Source organism: Pseudonocardia sp. WMMC193, assembly GCF_021728735.1.
GTDB lineage: Bacteria > Actinomycetota > Actinomycetes > Mycobacteriales > Pseudonocardiaceae > Pseudonocardia > Pseudonocardia oroxyli.
This window is the reverse complement of record NZ_JAKKDO010000003.1, coordinates 56160-70995: the sequence shown is the minus strand read 5'-3', so window position 1 is coordinate 70995 and position 14836 is coordinate 56160. Positions and strand designations below refer to the sequence as shown.

At 70.6% G+C, this 14836-nt stretch carries 16 protein-coding genes; 2 read left to right on the top strand and 14 right to left on the bottom strand.

Annotation, left to right across the window (positions count from 1 at the left end; translation table 11 throughout):
- Window positions 1-346: 346 nt before the first annotated feature.
- Entirely contained in the window at window positions 347-1369 is a 1023-nt protein-coding gene (locus tag L3X23_RS01630) for a sigma-70 family RNA polymerase sigma factor (protein WP_237190199.1), read from the bottom strand.
- A 66-nt stretch (window positions 1370-1435) separates the two neighbouring features.
- A complete protein-coding gene (locus tag L3X23_RS01625; RefSeq protein WP_237190198.1) occupies window positions 1436-2176 on the bottom strand; it encodes a PIG-L deacetylase family protein in 741 nt (246 codons plus the stop codon).
- A gap of 136 nt (window positions 2177-2312) precedes the next feature.
- Here L3X23_RS01625 and L3X23_RS01620 point away from each other — a divergent pair, with 136 nt between their 5' ends.
- The gene (locus L3X23_RS01620; protein WP_237190197.1) at window positions 2313-2783 is read left to right on the top strand and encodes an ArsI/CadI family heavy metal resistance metalloenzyme; all 471 of its coding nucleotides are present in this window, start codon (window positions 2313-2315) and stop codon (window positions 2781-2783) included.
- Window positions 2784-2875: 92 nt separating this feature from the next.
- Here L3X23_RS01620 and L3X23_RS01615 read toward each other — a convergent pair whose 3' ends face one another.
- From L3X23_RS01615 to L3X23_RS01585, 7 genes are all read right to left on the bottom strand, one after another.
- Window positions 2876-3445 carry a sigma-70 family RNA polymerase sigma factor gene (locus L3X23_RS01615; protein WP_237190196.1) on the bottom strand — a complete coding sequence of 190 codons (570 nt, stop codon included), beginning with the start codon at window positions 3443-3445 and terminating at the stop codon, window positions 2876-2878.
- Between the two features lie 106 nt (window positions 3446-3551).
- Window positions 3552-3959 carry a low molecular weight phosphatase family protein gene (locus L3X23_RS01610; protein WP_237190195.1) on the bottom strand — a complete coding sequence of 136 codons (408 nt, stop codon included), beginning with the start codon at window positions 3957-3959 and terminating at the stop codon, window positions 3552-3554.
- A gap of 17 nt (window positions 3960-3976) precedes the next feature.
- Window positions 3977-4393 (bottom strand): arsenate reductase ArsC, encoded by a 417-nt coding sequence (locus L3X23_RS01605; RefSeq protein WP_237190194.1) that lies wholly within the window; start codon window positions 4391-4393, stop codon window positions 3977-3979.
- Window positions 4394-4437: 44 nt separating this feature from the next.
- Complete coding sequence (arsB, locus tag L3X23_RS01600) at window positions 4438-5526, bottom strand: ACR3 family arsenite efflux transporter (protein ID WP_237190193.1); 1089 nt, start codon at window positions 5524-5526, stop codon at window positions 4438-4440.
- A complete protein-coding gene (locus L3X23_RS01595) occupies window positions 5523-5936 on the bottom strand; it encodes an ArsR/SmtB family transcription factor (protein ID WP_374204809.1) in 414 nt (137 codons plus the stop codon). The genes arsB and L3X23_RS01595 overlap by 4 nt, the downstream gene beginning before the upstream one ends.
- Before the next feature lie 70 nt (window positions 5937-6006).
- Entirely contained in the window at window positions 6007-6663 is a 657-nt protein-coding gene (locus L3X23_RS01590; protein ID WP_237190192.1) for an arsenate reductase ArsC, read from the bottom strand.
- Complete coding sequence (locus L3X23_RS01585; RefSeq protein ID WP_237190191.1) at window positions 6660-7379, bottom strand: helix-turn-helix domain-containing protein; 720 nt, start codon at window positions 7377-7379, stop codon at window positions 6660-6662. The genes L3X23_RS01590 and L3X23_RS01585 overlap by 4 nt, the downstream gene beginning before the upstream one ends.
- A gap of 121 nt (window positions 7380-7500) precedes the next feature.
- Between L3X23_RS01585 and L3X23_RS01580 the strand changes: the two genes are divergently transcribed.
- Window positions 7501-7803, top strand: a complete 303-nt coding sequence (locus tag L3X23_RS01580; RefSeq protein ID WP_237190190.1) for a hypothetical protein — start codon at window positions 7501-7503, stop codon at window positions 7801-7803.
- A 342-nt stretch (window positions 7804-8145) separates the two neighbouring features.
- Here L3X23_RS01580 and L3X23_RS01575 read toward each other — a convergent pair whose 3' ends face one another.
- The 5 genes from L3X23_RS01575 to L3X23_RS01555 form a co-directional block, all read right to left on the bottom strand.
- Entirely contained in the window at window positions 8146-9045 is a 900-nt protein-coding gene (locus L3X23_RS01575) for a type II CAAX prenyl endopeptidase Rce1 family protein (protein ID WP_237190189.1), read from the bottom strand.
- 144 nt (window positions 9046-9189) lie between these two features.
- On the bottom strand, window positions 9190-11649 hold the full coding sequence (locus L3X23_RS01570) for a cation-translocating P-type ATPase (protein WP_237190188.1): 2460 nt from the start codon (window positions 11647-11649) through the stop codon (window positions 9190-9192).
- Between the two features lie 134 nt (window positions 11650-11783).
- Entirely contained in the window at window positions 11784-12443 is a 660-nt protein-coding gene (locus L3X23_RS01565) for a cation diffusion facilitator family transporter (protein ID WP_237190187.1), read from the bottom strand.
- Window positions 12440-12880, bottom strand: coding sequence for a helix-turn-helix transcriptional regulator (locus L3X23_RS01560; RefSeq protein ID WP_237190186.1), 441 nt, complete (start codon window positions 12878-12880; stop codon window positions 12440-12442). Before L3X23_RS01560 ends, L3X23_RS01565 begins: the two co-directional genes overlap by 4 nt.
- A gap of 489 nt (window positions 12881-13369) precedes the next feature.
- On the bottom strand, window positions 13370-14467 hold the full coding sequence (locus tag L3X23_RS01555) for a class I SAM-dependent methyltransferase (RefSeq protein WP_237190185.1): 1098 nt from the start codon (window positions 14465-14467) through the stop codon (window positions 13370-13372).
- Window positions 14468-14836 lie beyond the last annotated feature (369 nt).

Genomic DNA, 14836 nt, shown 5'->3' with positions numbered 1-14836 from the left:
GGACGCAGCACTCCTCTCGGGCTGCTGCGTCGTGGCGTCGGCGCTGCTCGAGACTGGGTCATCGCCCATGGGTGGCACACCCGCGGCCGACTCGGCGCCGTGCTGCGCCGGATCGACCGCCACCTCCCATGACTCCGCCAGGCTCCTCGAGAGCGTGGGAGCGGCCACCCCATCCTCGGGTCGAGCTGCTCCGTCACGAAGGCTGCCCGCTGGCTCCGGCGGTTCGCGAGCTGATCACTGCATGCCTGACGGAGCTGAACCTGGCGACGACCGTGATCGAACGCGTCGGCCACTACCCGTCGCCGACAGTGCTGATCGACGGCCGGGACGTGACGGGTGCGCACGACTACCAGGACGTCGAGGCATGTCGTCTCGACTTGCCGACTCGGGCCGATCTGCTTCGGGCTTTGTCCGGCGGACGACCGCCCGCCTGATCATACGCCGGTCGGTGACGCCGACCACTCACAGGCCTCGCTGGTTCCGTGGGCTGTCGACTGTCGACGAGCTCCTTGTGGTGCCGGCGAGGCGACTGGCGATGTTGTCGGGGATGTGTGGCGCATGCGCTCCAGCCCCTCGATACCGCGCTCGGACGGATGCCCACAGCTCGGCCAGTCGCCGGATCACCGGCTTGGGCTCGGACGAAGGTCAGGCGCAGTGGCAACCGGCGCGGGGGGTGGTACTCCATCGGGACACCGCGCGCGTCGAGCGTGAGCTCACAGCAGCAGCCGTTCAGCTCGGCGAGCCGGCGCCGGCCGCGTTGCACCCGGGACTTCATCCCGGACACCGACACGTTCTCCCGACTGGCCGCGTCGGCCTGGGTCAGCCCCTCCAGATCCGACAGTTGCAGCGCGCGGCGCTGTTCGGCCGGGAGCTGCTCGACGAGCGGTCGCATGCAGGCGGCGAGCTCGCGAAGCACGGACGGCTGCTCCTCGCCCTCGAGCTCGGCCGCCTCCTCGGGCATGTCGTCGAGCAGGGCGCCTTGTCGCGCGCGGTCCCGCTCAGCGCGGCGGTACTCGTCGATGATGGCGTTGCGCGTGATCCGGTAGACCCACCGGGTGAGGTGGTCGTGGTCCTCGACCCTGTCGAGGCTGCGGTGGATCCGCAGCATGATCTCGCCGAGGACGTCGTCCGCGCGGTCGGGGTCGACGATGCGGCGCCGGACGAACGCCCGCAGCTGTGCGCCGAACTCCCGCCAGACCTGCTCGGTCGTGGGATCGTCCGTGCCGGAGTGGGTGTCGCTGAGGGTGGCTGTCATCTTGGCTCTCCGTTGACCGTGCCCGTACTTGCCGAGACTGACGACGGACCCGGCGGAAGGACGCACGTTCTCCCGTATGCGTAGGGCAGCGCCTCGGCGTCGCCCTCTGCCCATTCCAGCTCGACGCCCTGCGGTACCGTCCTGCCCCCGGGCCGGTGTGGGACCGACGGCGGCGGCGGTTCAGACGCCCTGCAGGTGGATCTGCCCGAAGGCGACGGCATGGCGCGCGCTGATAGCCGGGCCGGCCATGGCGGTGATCCCGCGGACGAACTCGTCCGGGTCGAAGTCCCGGCCGAGCCCGCGCAGGTAGGCCTCGTGCGCCTGCAGCGACGCGATCCCGGCGTCGAGGTGGTCGGTGACGTCGACGGCGTGGGTGGGCGGGCTGGCGCCCATCACGTAGACGTGCCGCACGCCGGTCCACGGCTCGTAGCCGTCGTCGAGGAGCTCCGGGAAGATCCACCGATTGCCGGCGTCGCGGGCCGCGTCGAGCACGGCGATGCCGACCGCGCGGTGGTCGGCCTGGTTGACGGTCTGCCTGCCACCCATGCGGTAGGTCGGCTCGTAGGTCGCCGTCACGAGCACCTCGGGCCGGTAGCGGCGGATCTGGCGGGCGATGTCGCGGCGCAGGCTTAGCCCGTTCTCGACGACACCGTCACGGTGGCCGAGGAACGTCACGTCGTCCACCCCGACGATCCCCGCACTGGCCACCTGTTCCTTCTGTCGCAGCGGCCCCGCGTCGGCAGGATCGAGACCGTCGATGCCGGCCTCCCCGTCGGTGACGATCACGTAGCCCACCGAGATGCCGCGGCGGGTCCAGCGGGCGATGGCGCTGGCCGCTCCGTACTCCAGGTCGTCGGGGTGCGCGACGACGGCCAGTGCACGGCCGAAGTCATCCTGCAGGATCTCCATCTGTCGAGTCATGACCCTACCTACGGCGCCCCCGGCCGGAGGACGCAGCTGTGAGGCGACCAGTGGCCCGCTGCGTGGCGCTGCGTCCGATCGGCGGGTCCGACGTCAGCGAGGAGGACAGCTCACTTCACTCGAGGAGGAAGTCCGGATGACCACCACACGGATCCAGCTCGCGCTCAACGTCGACGACATCGACGAGGCGACGACGTTCTACACCCGGCTGTTCGGGGTCGCCCCGCACAAACGCCGCGACGGCTACGCCAACTTCGTGATCGCCGACCCGCCGCTCAAGCTGGTGCTGATCGAGCGGCCGGGCGCCGGTGGCGGGCTCAACCACCTCGGCGTCGAGGCGCAGACCCCGGCGCAGGTCGATGCGTCGCTGGCCCGGTTCTCCGAGGCCGGGCTGCCCACCCGGGTCGCCCGGCAGGACGTGTGCTGCAACGCCGAGCAGCACAAGGTGTTCGTCGACGCACCGGACGTGCCGTTGGGCTTCTGGGAGTTCTACGCCGTCACCGAGGACAACCCCGCCAACCCCGCCAACCCCGACGGCGCGCCCACCTCGGTCTGCGAGCTGACCTGCGCCGCGGGCGGCGACCAGACGATCAGCTGCTGCGGCTGACCTGCCCATGAGACCGATGGCCGGCTCTCGGGAGGGAGCCGGCCACCGGACGCTCCCGCTTGGGTGGTGTGGTCGCCCCTGAACCCGTCCGCTCAGCTACAGCCACACCCACAGCCGGGGCCTGTACGGGGCACATAGTCGATCGGGACACCCCGCGCGTCGAGCGTCAGTGCGCAGCACTGCCCGACCAGCTCGGCGAGCCGGCGCCGGCCACGCTGTACCCGCGACTTCATCCCCGACAGCGAGAGCCCCTCGCGGCGGGCTGCCTCAGCCTGGCCGACACCGTCGAGATCGATCATCTGCACCGCTCGACGCTGCTCGGGAGGCAGCCCTTCGAGCAGCGGACGCAGGCACTGGGCGAGCTCGTCGAGCACGCTCCCGGGGTCGTCGTACTCCTCGACGACCCCGTCCTCCGGCACCGCGACGAGCTGCTCGCGGCGCCGGCCCGCGCGCCGGTACTCGTCGATGACCGCGTTGTGGGCAACCCGCGACACCCAGTGCGCCAGCCGCTCACGATCATCGACCGATCCGAGGTTCTGGTGGATCCGCACCAGAATCTGGGAGACGAGGTCCTCGGCCCGGTGAGGGTCCGCGAGCCGCCGCCCGACGAACGCACGCAGCTGCGCGATGACCTCACGCCACATCTGCTCGGTGACGGGCATCGCCGGCCCCGCTCCGCTGGTGGTCATGTTCCCGCCGCTCCTGGCTGCCCCGCGACCCTGCCGGAACCGTCCACGGTAGCGCGGTGCGGACACCGGTGATCGGAGATCAGGCCGGGGTGGTGAGTTCGGTGCGGAGCCTGTCGACTCGACCAGCGATATCGTCGCGGATCAGGCGCATGCGCTCGATCCCGTCGATGCCGCGCTCGGACGGCTCGTCGGTGTCCCAGTTGCGCAGCTCGACGCCGTCCGGCACGTCGACCCGGGCCTCGCGACCGAGGGTGACGACGAGGTCGACGCGGCGGAGCAGTTCGGGATCGATGGCCTTCGGGGTCTCGCCGGACATGTCGGCGCCCACCTCGGCGAGAGTCTCGGCGGACAGGGCGTTGATCTTCTCGCCGGGGTCGGTCCCCGCGGAGTGCACCTCGACCCGGTCCCCGGCGGCGTGCCGCATGAGCCCGGCGGCCATCTGAGACTTGCCGCCGTTGCGGACGCAGACGAACAGCACGGACGGCACAGCCGGCTCCGCGGCGGTCACGAGGCGCCGGCCGGGGTGGTGAGCTCGGCGAGCAGCTCGCGGACGCGACGGTCGATGTCGTCCCGGATGGGACGGATCTCCGCGACGCCCTTGCCGGCGGGGTCGGTGAGGTCCCAGTCGAGGTAGCGCTTGCCGGGGAACACGGGGCAGGCGTCGCCGCAGCCCATACTGATCACGACGTCGGAGGCCTGGACGGCGTCGGTGGTGAGCTTCTTCGGTACCTCGTGGGAGAGGTCGATCCCGATCTCGGCCATGACCTCCCGGACAGCCGGGTTGACCTCCTCTGCGGGAGTGGAGCCTGCCGAGCGGACGGCGACCGTCCCCTGGGCGTGGTGGTGGAGCAGCGCAGCGGCCATCTGGGAGCGCCCGGCGTTGTGGACGCAGACGAACAGGACCTCAGGGATGTCGGACATCGGGCTTCCTTGTCGAGGAGTGAGCAGGCTCGGCAGATGCGCGCTCAGCGGTCGATGGATGCTCGCGCACCCCACCAACGGCGGCGCAGAGCCAGCGAGACGTAGACCAGCCCGATGAGCACGGGCACCTCGATCAGCGGGCCGACCACACCGGCGAGGGCCTGACCGGAGGTGACGCCGAAGGTCGCGATCGCGACGGCGATGGCGAGCTCGAAGTTGTTGCCCGCGGCGGTGAACGCGAGCGTGGCGGCTCGTTCATAGCCGAGGCCGATGGCCTTGCCGAGGGCGAGCGAGCCCAGCCACATGATCGCGAAGTAGGCCAGCAGCGGCAGCGCGATCCGGGCCACGTCGAGCGGGCGGGAGGTGATCGCGTCGCCCTGCAGAGCGAAGAGGATGACGATCGTGAACAGCAGCCCGTAGAGCGCGAACGGGCCGATGCGCGGGATGAACTTCTCCTCGTACCACTGCCTGCCCTTGGCCTTCTCCCCGAACCGTCGGGTGAGGTAGCCGGCGACCAGCGGGATCCCGAGGAAGATCAGCACCGAGTTCGCGATCTGCCACGCCGAGACGTCGAGGTCGGCCTGGGGCAGGCCGAGCCAGCCGGGCAGCACGGACAGGTAGAACCAGCCGAGTCCGGCGAAGGCGACGACCTGGAAGACGGAGTTGATCGCGACCAGGACGGCGGCGGCCTCGCGGTCGCCGCAGGCGAGGTCGTTCCAGATGATGACCATGGCGATGCACCGGGCCAGCCCGACGATGATCAGGCCCGTGCGGTACTCGGGCAGGTCGGGCAGCAGCAGCCAGGCCAGGGCGAACATCAGCGCCGGGCCGAGCACCCAGTTCAGCACCAGCGAGCTGATCAGCAGGCGCCGGTCTCCGGTGACGGTCCCGAGGCGGTCGTAGCGGACCTTCGCCAGCACGGGGTACATCATGATCAGCAGGCCGAGAGCGATCGGCAGGGAGACGCCGTCGACCGAGATCGCGTCGAGGGCCTCGCCGAGGCCGGGGATCAGCCGACCGGCGCCGAGCCCGATGGCCATTGCAGCGAGGATCCAGACGGCGAGGAACCGGTCGAGGGTTGACAGCTTCTTGGCGACCGGTTCGTCGGCCTGGGTCTCAGGGGTGGCGCTCATGCGGGGAGTTCACTCTCGATCGGGGTGCTGTTCGGGGTGCGGTCGTCGCGTACCGCGCACGCGCTGGGCGGTAGCGAGTCGGTGGGCACGAGGACGTCGGCGAGCAGCGCGACGGTCTCGGGCCGGACCCGGTAGTAGACCCAGGTGGCCCGCCGCTCGCTGGTCACCAGTCCGGCCTGGCGGAGCACCTTGAGGTGGTGCGAGATCGTCGGGCCGGTCAGGTCGAAGGCGTCGGAGATGTCGCAGACGCAGGCCTCGCCGCCCTCGTGCGCGGAGATGAGCGAGAGCAGCCGTAGTCGGACGGGATCGCCGAGCGCCTTGAACGCGGCGGCGAGCTCGACGGCCTCACCCACGCTGAGCGCTTGGTGCGTGGCCGCCGAGGACACCAGCAGCGGCAGGGGTTTCGACACGCGTCTATGTTGACGTCTCTCGAAGCAGCACCGCAAGCGAACGGAGGATGAACTTCGAGGCACCCCGAGCTCAGCCGGCGGCCGGGACCTTCATCTCGTCGAGCAGTTCGCGGACGCGGCGCTCGATCTCGTCACGCAGCGGACGCACGTCGGCGACGTCGAGGCCGGCGGGGTCCTCGACGGGCCAGTCCAGGTAGCGGCGGCCGGGGAAGACCGGGCAGGCGTCGCCGCAGCCCATGGTGACGACGACGTCGGCGGCGCGGACGACCTCGTCGGTCCACGGCTTGGGGTATTCGGCGGCGATGTCGATGCCGCGTTTGGCCATGGCCTCGACGGCGGCCGGGTTGATGCGTTCGGCGGGGTCCGAGCCGCCGGACCAGGCGATCGCACGGTCCCCTGCGAGCCGGGAGAAGAAGCCGAGCGCCATCTGGGAGCGACCGGCGTTGTGGGTGCACAGGAACAGCACGACCGGCACCCCGTCGTCGTGCTTGCCCTCGACCTTCGCCAGTGCTGTGAGCCGCTGGCGGGCGAACCGTTCGGCGAGCAGCGGCAGGAAGTTGAGCACCGCCGCGCGGCCGGCGAACTCGTCGTAGGAGCTGTGCAGGAACCGTTCGATGGTCTCGGTGCCGAAGATCCCGTCGAACCGGCGCTGCAGGTTGCTCGCGGCGGTCTTGAGGGCGAGCTGCTGGTCGATGGACAGGTCGGAGTGGCTGTAGGAGGTGGTCACGAGATGCTCCGATCGTCGGCGGTGGTTGCGTCCGCGAGGTGGACGGAGGGCCGTAGGCGGGTGATGCGGTCGGCGAGCTCGTCGACGGCCCGGTCGAAGGCGGCGGGTGCGCCGTCGCGGACCGGGTCGGGGATCGACCAGTGCAGCGTCGGGCCGTCAGGGGGTGTGAGGTGCTCGTGGGCGCTGTCGCAGACCGTCACGATCAGATCCGCCGGGGCGACGACGTCTCGGACATGGCGTGGCGGCGCGGGAACGAGCGAGAGGTGTCGGCGGCGGGCGACGGCGATGGCACCTTCGTGCACCTCCGGGGCCGGGTCGGTTCCGGCGGACGTGGCCGGTACGGGGCTGGCGTCGTTCCACATGGCCGCGGCCAGCTGGGAGCGGGCCGAGTTCTGGGTGCAGACGAACACGACGCGCTGCGCGGCCACCAGCAGGCCGACCGGGCGCAGATCGTCGAGCCGCTCACGGACCAGGGCGACGTAGGTCCGCCGCCGGTCGCCCTCGGAGCGGTGACGGGTGAGCAGCCCGATGTCGGCGAGAACCTTCAAGTGGTGGGCGACGAGGTTGGACGGCATTCCGAGCCGCTCGCCCAGCTCGCTGGGCGAGGCCTCCCCCCAGGCCAGCACATCCACGATCGCCAGTCGCCCGGCGTCGCCGAGTGCGGCATGGAGAGCGGCACGCCGCTTCAACTCGGCGAAATCTCGCTCGGTGCTCATTGACTCAATTATGATGGAGCAATTAGTCGTCCGTCAACCTGCGCGGTCGACGAGTCGCGGTGTATCTCCCGGGACGGTCCGGCGCTCTGCTCGAGAAAGAAGATCGAACAGGAGGTTGCCGATGCCTGAGTCGTATCCGCCACGGGCGCCGATCCCGGCGAACCAGCTGTCACCCGAGCAGCGCGAGAACGTGGAGAAGCTGACCGGCATCGGGGCCGCGGTGAACGCGGTCCTGCAGGAGCGTGGGCTCGACGTGCGGGTCTACGGCATCCAGTTCGGGCCGCCACTCGACGCTCCCGCGGCCGTCGCGTTCGCCGAGCCTCCGATCGTGGCCGAGCCCGAGCCGATCGGCTTGCCGCCGCCCGGTGGCTGCTACTGCACGGACTGCGACGACCAGGGCCGGTGCTGGAGCTACTGCTGCTGACCGGCCGAACCCCCGCCAGCCTCGGCGAGGTCAGGGGTTCACGTTCAGGACGGTGCCGGTCTCGGGCGTCCGCGATTTCTGGCCGCGTGTCGCTGCTGGCCCGTCTGCATACTTCTGGTCACGGTGGCCTCCCGCGCTTGGGTCTGTCAGCCCGTCTCTGGGTGGCTGGGTGTTGTCCCCCTCCGCTGTAAGGCGCACCGGCGCGGCTTTGGAGGCTCGCGGTCAACGGCAGCCCGCAGGGCTGTCGCGCAGCGCCAGCGGAGCACCCCTTACCGGAGTGAGGCCGCCAAGGAGACAGGCCCGCCCGTCAACCTCCCCTCTAGGCCGCGCGGCCCTGAGCGCCTACGTCGCCGGAGCGGTCGGATTGGGCTCGATTGGCCCGCCGTGAGCGGTTCCTACTCGTTGCGCGGCTTGCGACGAATGCCTTCGCCTTCGGCCCGCGAGGAGAGCGGCCACCACTGCCGCCAGCGCAGTGACGGTGATGAGTCCGATCGTGGCCGAGGTGGCGTTGACCTGGTTGATCTCGGCATGCAGCACAGCGGCTGCCAGGACACTCGCGCCCGTACCGCGCATCGCCAGGCCCAGAAGGAGGCGGACCGCGATGGCGAAGACGATCGTGAAGGCAGCTGTCTGCCAGATCGGCCCGGCGGCAAGGGGCAGTAGCGGAAGGTGAAGGAGGGCGAACGGTAACGCCGTGAGGATGGCCGCGGTGACGAGGCCGTGGCGCTGCTCGAGGCGGGTCTGCAGGAAGCCGGCCCACGCCAGCTCCTCGGCGAGGTTGATGATCAGTACTGCTGTGACGAGCTGGAAGGACTGGCTGAGCAGCATCCATGGAAGGTCGGCGAGGACCGGCCGAAAGCCCGTGAGCAGGTGCGCGACAAAGGCGAGTAGGGGCAGGGCTGCCACAGTCACGGCCCACCACCCGACCCCGAACCGCCACCGCAGCGCGCGTCCGAGGAGCGAGCGAGCGGCGGCGCGTCCCTCGACGACAAGGGTGATCAACAGTGCTGCTGGGAGGAGCACGAGCAGGGTGGCTGCCAGCGCGAAGGGCTCAGTGGGGAGGGGGCCGCCCCTTATCCATCCATACTGCGCGAGGGCGGGGATCGAGAGAATGGGCCAACCGAGCCCGAGGACCAGTGTCACGAACACGACAAACGGGTGACGGGTGACGAGCCCGCGGATTCGGTGGTGGGACGGTTCGAGGCGTTGTTGCGGGGTTGGGTGCAGGGCTTTCCGGTTCATCGTGGTCTCCTGAGAGGTGGGTGAGACGTGCGGGCGGTGCACGCGGTCGACCGGATCTGCGCACGCCGGTAGGGCGAGGCGAAGTTCGAGTGCCGGCGGGCGCGTTCCGGATCACGCGGCGGGCACGGCGGGCGTGGAGGTCTTTCAACGGGTCACGGGCTGCACGGGCGTGCCCTCCTCGGGAGCCGGAAGTTGCTCGGCCGGTGGCTGGGGCAGTCGTAGGCGCTTGAGCAGCAGGGCGTTGACGGCGACCAGGAAGCTGGACCCGGACATCGACAGGGCCGCGATCTCGGGTCGCAGGACGAGGCCGAAGGCGGGGGCGAAGACGCCCGCGGCGATCGGCAGGGCGATGGCGTTGTAGCCGACGGCCCAGGCGAGGTTCTGGCGCATCTTCCGCAGGGTGCCGCGGCCGATGTGCAGAGCGGTGGGTACGTCGAGAGGGTCGGATCGCATGAGTACGACGTCGGCGGTCTCGATGGCGACGTCGGTGCCTGCGCCGATGGCGATACCCAGGTCTGCCTGGGCCAGGGCGGGGGCGTCGTTCACGCCGTCGCCGACCATCGCGACGCGATGGCCCTCGTCCTGCAGGCGGCTGATCTGGGCGGCCTTGTCGCCGGGTAGGACGTCGGCGAGGACGGTGTCGATGCCGAGCCGGTCGGCGATGCGGCGGGCGGTGGCCTCGTTGTCGCCGGTGAGCATGACGACCTGCACGCCGAGCTCGTGCAGGGCCGAGACGGCCGCGGCGGCAGTGGGTCGGGGGGCGTCGGCGAGGGCGATCACCCCGACGGCGCGGCCGTCCACGGCGACCAGCACGGTGGTGCGCCCCGCCCCGGCGAGCTCGTCGCGGAGGCGGTCGAGGTCGTCGAGGGCGATGCCCTCCCGGTCGAGCAGCCGCCGGTTGCCAACCGCGACGCGGTGGCCGTCGACTGTCGCGATGGCGCCATGGCCGGGCACGTTGGTGAACTGCTCGGCCGCCGAAACGACGGTGCCGCGATTCTCGGCGTGGGCGACGACGGCGCGGGCCAGGGGGTGTTCGGAGTTGCGCTCCACCGCCGCGGTCAGGGTGAGCAACTCCTGCTCGTCGATCCCGTCGGTGATCAGGTCGGTCACCTCCGGCTCGCCCTTGGTCAGGGTGCCGGTCTTGTCCATCACCACGGTGTCGACGCGTGCCGAGGACTCCAGGGCGGTGGCGTTCTTGAACAGCACGCCGCGGCGCGCGCCGAGCCCGGTACCGACCATGATCGCGGTCGGAGTGGCGAGGCCGAGGGCGTCGGGGCAGGTGACGACGACGACGGTGATCGCGAAGAGCAGGGCCATGGTGAGCGGCTCTGTGGAGAACAGGGCCCACGCCGCGAAGGTCGCCGCGCCGCCGAGCAGCGCGACGAACACCAGCCAGAAGGCCGCCCGGTCGGCCAGGCGCTGTCCTGGCGCCTTGGAGTTCTGTGCCTGCTGTACCAGTGCGACGATCTGGGCCAGGGCGCTGTCGGCGCCGACCTTGGTCGCGCGGACCCGGAGGGTGCCGTCGGCGTTGAGGGTCGCCCCGACCACGTCGCTGCCGGGCTGTTTGTGCACCGGCAGGCTCTCGCCGGTGACCATGGACTCGTCGACGTCGGACTCACCGTCGGTGACCGTGCCGTCGACCGGGATCTTTGATCCGGGCCGCACCAGCAGTAGGTCTCCGACGACGACCGCGGAGGTGGGCACCTCGACCTCCCGGCCGTCGCGCAGCACGACCGCGCGGGGCGGGGCCAGGTCGAGCAGCGCGCGGACGGCGTCGTTGGCGCCACCACGAGCACGCATCTCGAACCAGTGCCCGAGCAGCACGAACGCGGTCAACACGGTCGCGGCCTCGTAGAACACCTCGCCGCCGCCGGTCAGCGTGACTACCAGGGAGTAGCCCCAGCCGGCGCCGACGGCCACGGCGACGAGCACCATCATGTCCAGCGTCCGGGCCCGCAGCGCCCGCACGGCGCCGTCGAAGAAGATCCACGCCGAGTAAAAGATCACCGGCAGGGTGAGGACCAGTGAGAAAACGTCGTCGCGCAGCCCGAACGGAGCCGGCGCCGCGAAGCCGAACACCTCGCGCCCGATCGGGGACCACAGCAGCACAGGCACCGACAACAAGGCCGCGACCAGGAACCGGTTGCGCATGTCGGCCACCATCGCCGCCATCGACATCTCGCCGTGACCGCCGTGGCCCATCCTCTCGTGCGGGGACACCACCGACCCGGGCGTGGCGGCGGTGTCGTGCGCGGTGTCGTGCGTGGCACGAAGCTCGGCCTGCGTCTGCCCGATGACCTGCCCAGTGGGAGAGTCACGGGTGACGGCCTCGGCGAGCGGATCGCACACGTGCTCCGGCACCGAGCGCCCCTCGCAGGCGTAGCCGCAGTCTCTGATCCATCCCGCCAGCTCGGCCACCGTGGTGCGGGTCGGGTCGTAGCTGACCGTCGCGCTCTGCGCGACGGGATTCGCCTCCACTGCATGAACGCCGGGCCGTCGACCGAGCACCGTCTCGACGACGGTCTTCTCGCTGGCCCACTGCAGACCGCGCACATCCAGCACCGCGGTCTCGACCGGGTCGGTCGTGGTGCGCTGTGTCGTCATCGGTGCCTCCTTAAGGTCGACCGACGGCGACTGTATACCCCTAGGGGGTAGGTGTATAGCGGTAATCGGCCTGCTTGCGTCGTCGAAGGAACAGCGAGCCCTGGAGTAGGTCGGTCGTCTGGGGTGGGTTCGGGTCAGTCGTCGTCTTTGACGAGTTCGCCTTCCCAGGCTTCGCGGCCTTCGTGGATGGCGAAGGCGGCGATGATGAATCCGGCGACGGGGTCGAGCCAGGCGGCTCCGGTGAGGGCGTAGAGGCCAAGCCCGGCGAGGGTGGAGATGCTCAGCAGGACGCAGATCTTGGTTTCTGCGGCATCAGCGTGGATCAGTTGATCGCCGCCGAGCTGGACGCCGACACGATGCTTGGCGTGGGCGAGTAGCGGCATCACCACGACGGAGGTCGCCAACAGGACGAGTCCGACGATGGAGGTGTCGGGCTCCTCGCCGCCAACGAGGCCGCGAACGCCTTCGATGATCACGTAGGCTGCCAGCACGAAGAACGTGACGGCGACAGCCTTGAGCGCGCGGCGCTCCTTGGCCTCGTCGGCTTCACCGTGACGCAGTCGGGCCGCGAGCCGCAGTCCGACCAGGATGGATGCGGCCGATTCGATGCCGGAGTCAACGCCGAATCCAACCAGCGACACCAGACCGGCCAGCAGGCCGGCAGTGATCGCAACAGACCCTTCGACGACGTTGTAAGCGACAGTGAACTGCGCCAAGCGCAGCCCGCGGCGGGTCAGCCGCTCGGCTTGCTCAACGCTCGGATAGCTGGCGGGCGAGCCGGGGCGCTCACTCACTGGACTACCTCGCGGCCCGGCGTGACGGGGTTGTCCGCAGAGGACAGCGCTGCGGTCTCCGTGGTGGAGCCACCGTAGTTGGGACAGAGGGCGACGGCGTTCCCGGTCGCGGCGAGCAGGGTCTCGGCGGCGGCGAGCAGGTCCAACAGCTCTGACTGGGCGAGGGAGTAGAACACCTGCCTGCCCTGAGTACGGCCGATCACGAGACCGCAGTCGCGCAGACACGCCACGTGTGCAGAGACCGTCGACTGGGCTAGGTCGAGTTCAGCAACCAGGTCGGCCACCCGGGTCTCGCCGTTGGCCAGGCGACGCACGATTCCGAGCCGGGTGCGGTCGGACAGGCTGTGGAACAACGCCACCGCCGCTCCGAGCCCGCTCTCGCTCTCAGAGCCGGTCGAGCTCGACGCTAGACACCGATCGGAATTATCAATCGTCATACGACGATGATATCGCTACCAAGCGATGAACTGGAGGGTGGCCCGGCCACCGTCTTAGCCAGGGCCCGAAGGATCGTCGACGCCGCGCGCCGCCCGTCTGGCGCACGCACCGCCGGAAGACCGCGTCGGACCTGGCCTCACTGGCGGCTGCGGGCGCTCGACATGGCCATTCTCATGCCGCCCGTCCCCCGGGCATCAGCATGGCGCTCGCGCGCCGACGGTCGTTCTGCATGGTTGACGAGCGGGCGTTGGCTGGCACCGCGCACCGCGTCACCTGCTACGGGCGCGCCGCAGGCTTTGCGCTCGTGCCCTCGTCGTCGGCGGGCCCGGCTACGGCCCTTCACCACCAGTAGCGGCGTCATCGTCGCGGCCCCGACGGCGATCCCGAGGTGCTGATAATGATGCCGTCGAGGCGGTCCCTGTTGAAGCGCGATGATCCACTCACCCGGCGCGAACCAAGCCTTTGGGTTGGCGGCCGTCCGACGTTCTCTACCCCGACCGTCGTGCTGCGACGAGGAAGAACAGCGACAGTGCGGCGCGGGCGAGGAGACGCCGTCCGGCGCGGATCAGCCGGGCCGGTGGGCTGGCGAGCCGGATCCACGACCAGGCCAGGTGGGCGCGACCTCGTACCCCGGTGGTCGACCCGGCCCGGTAGATCCACACGCTCGCGTCGATGAGGTCGACCCGCCGGAAGCCGGCTCGGCTGATTTCCCAGCGCAGCGGCAGGTCATCGGCGTAGAGGTGCCAGGCGTTGCGGCGGGAGGGCCTGCGCACGTCGAATCCGGTCACGAACAGCCCGCCGGGGCGCAGGGTCGCGTGGATCGTCTCCACGGTGGCGCGGAGCTCGGCCGGCGGTATGTGGGCCAGGACGTCGAGCGCGGTGACGATGTCGAACTCACCCGGCGGGAGCTCGGCAGGCAGGTGGACGTAGGAGGCCTTGACCCCCCGTGCCTCGAGCCGCCAGCGGGCGAAGTCCAGGAGCGGTCGGGCGACGTCGGCGAGGGTGACCTCGCAGCCCAGGGCGGCGAACAGCTGGGCGGTGACCCCGACCCCCGATCCGTAGTCGAGGACCCGGCTACCGGGCTCGGGGTCGAGGTGGTCGGCGACGATGACGGACTTGGGGTAGCCCGTACCGCTGACCTGCAAATAGTTGTACCAAGACAGGTCGAAGGCCCACGACGTCGCCGCGTCGTAGAAGTCCGCGATGCCCTCGGGGGTGTCGCGGGGGCGCGCTTCCCACTCCTCGAGGCTGGCGCTCTCCCAGTCCAGGCAGCGAGCCAGGGCCTCTTCGGGGGACATGCCGAAGTAGCGGGCGAGGTCGTCGAGGACCCCGTCGCGCTCGCCGCCTCCACCGACCGGCCGCAGGGCGTCGCGGAACAGGGTCATCGTCGGACTCGTGACAGCGCGGGTGTGCGCGGGGCTCCACCGCGCGGTGGCTGGGGGCGGCGTCCCGGGGGCGTCGGGATCCACATGGTGTCCCTGCCCGCCCGTGTCCTCGCGCAGCAGGACCAACGCGACCCGGTTCAGGACACGGGAGATCGGCGCGATCCGGCGCAAGGCCGCCTGCGCCTGCTCGCGGCGGGTCATCGCAGGCCGATCGCGGTGGAGCGACGGGCTCGATGGAACGGTGAAGCGGTGGGGTGCGCAAGGCGCATGGTGGCGGGTCTCCTCTGCGGGTACGGGAACAGGTCGGCACGGCCGCGTGGGCCGTGTCGATCACGTCCGGAGGACGCAGAGAGACGCGAGTCGCCGGGCATGGGAGGGCGGCGCCCGTGGCGCAGCGACCCGTCGCCGGACCCCGCTGTGCTGCGCGGCGACCATCCCGGGCACCACGCCGAGAACGGACAGTGGATGTTCTGAGGCCGCGGCGTCGGAGTTGAGCACCGCAGCCCGCTGCAGGAATGTGCCCTCGTCACACGGCATGTCCGACACGGCGGCCTCGGGCACGGTCCCACT

What these genes read in the sequence shown, in the direction of transcription:
- L3X23_RS01630 (WP_237190199.1), bottom strand. Translation starts at nt 1,369, where the DNA reads ATGGGCAGAGGGCGACGCCGAGGCGCTGCCCTACGCATACGGGAGAAC.
- L3X23_RS01625 (WP_237190198.1), bottom strand. Translation starts at nt 2,176, where the DNA reads ATGACTCGACAGATGGAGATCCTGCAGGATGACTTCGGCCGTGCACTG.
- L3X23_RS01620 (WP_237190197.1), top strand. Translation starts at nt 2,313, where the DNA reads ATGACCACCACACGGATCCAGCTCGCGCTCAACGTCGACGACATCGAC.
- L3X23_RS01615 (WP_237190196.1), bottom strand. Translation starts at nt 3,445, where the DNA reads ATGCCCGTCACCGAGCAGATGTGGCGTGAGGTCATCGCGCAGCTGCGT.
- L3X23_RS01605 (WP_237190194.1), bottom strand. Translation starts at nt 4,393, where the DNA reads ATGTCCGACATCCCTGAGGTCCTGTTCGTCTGCGTCCACAACGCCGGG.
- arsB (WP_237190193.1), bottom strand. Translation starts at nt 5,526, where the DNA reads ATGAGCGCCACCCCTGAGACCCAGGCCGACGAACCGGTCGCCAAGAAG.
- L3X23_RS01585 (WP_237190191.1), bottom strand. Translation starts at nt 7,379, where the DNA reads ATGAGCACCGAGCGAGATTTCGCCGAGTTGAAGCGGCGTGCCGCTCTC.
- L3X23_RS01580 (WP_237190190.1), top strand. Translation starts at nt 7,501, where the DNA reads ATGCCTGAGTCGTATCCGCCACGGGCGCCGATCCCGGCGAACCAGCTG.
- L3X23_RS01575 (WP_237190189.1), bottom strand. Translation starts at nt 9,045, where the DNA reads ATGAACCGGAAAGCCCTGCACCCAACCCCGCAACAACGCCTCGAACCG.
- L3X23_RS01570 (WP_237190188.1), bottom strand. Translation starts at nt 11,649, where the DNA reads ATGACGACACAGCGCACCACGACCGACCCGGTCGAGACCGCGGTGCTG.
- L3X23_RS01560 (WP_237190186.1), bottom strand. Translation starts at nt 12,880, where the DNA reads ATGACGATTGATAATTCCGATCGGTGTCTAGCGTCGAGCTCGACCGGC.
- L3X23_RS01555 (WP_237190185.1), bottom strand. Translation starts at nt 14,467, where the DNA reads ATGACCCGCCGCGAGCAGGCGCAGGCGGCCTTGCGCCGGATCGCGCCG.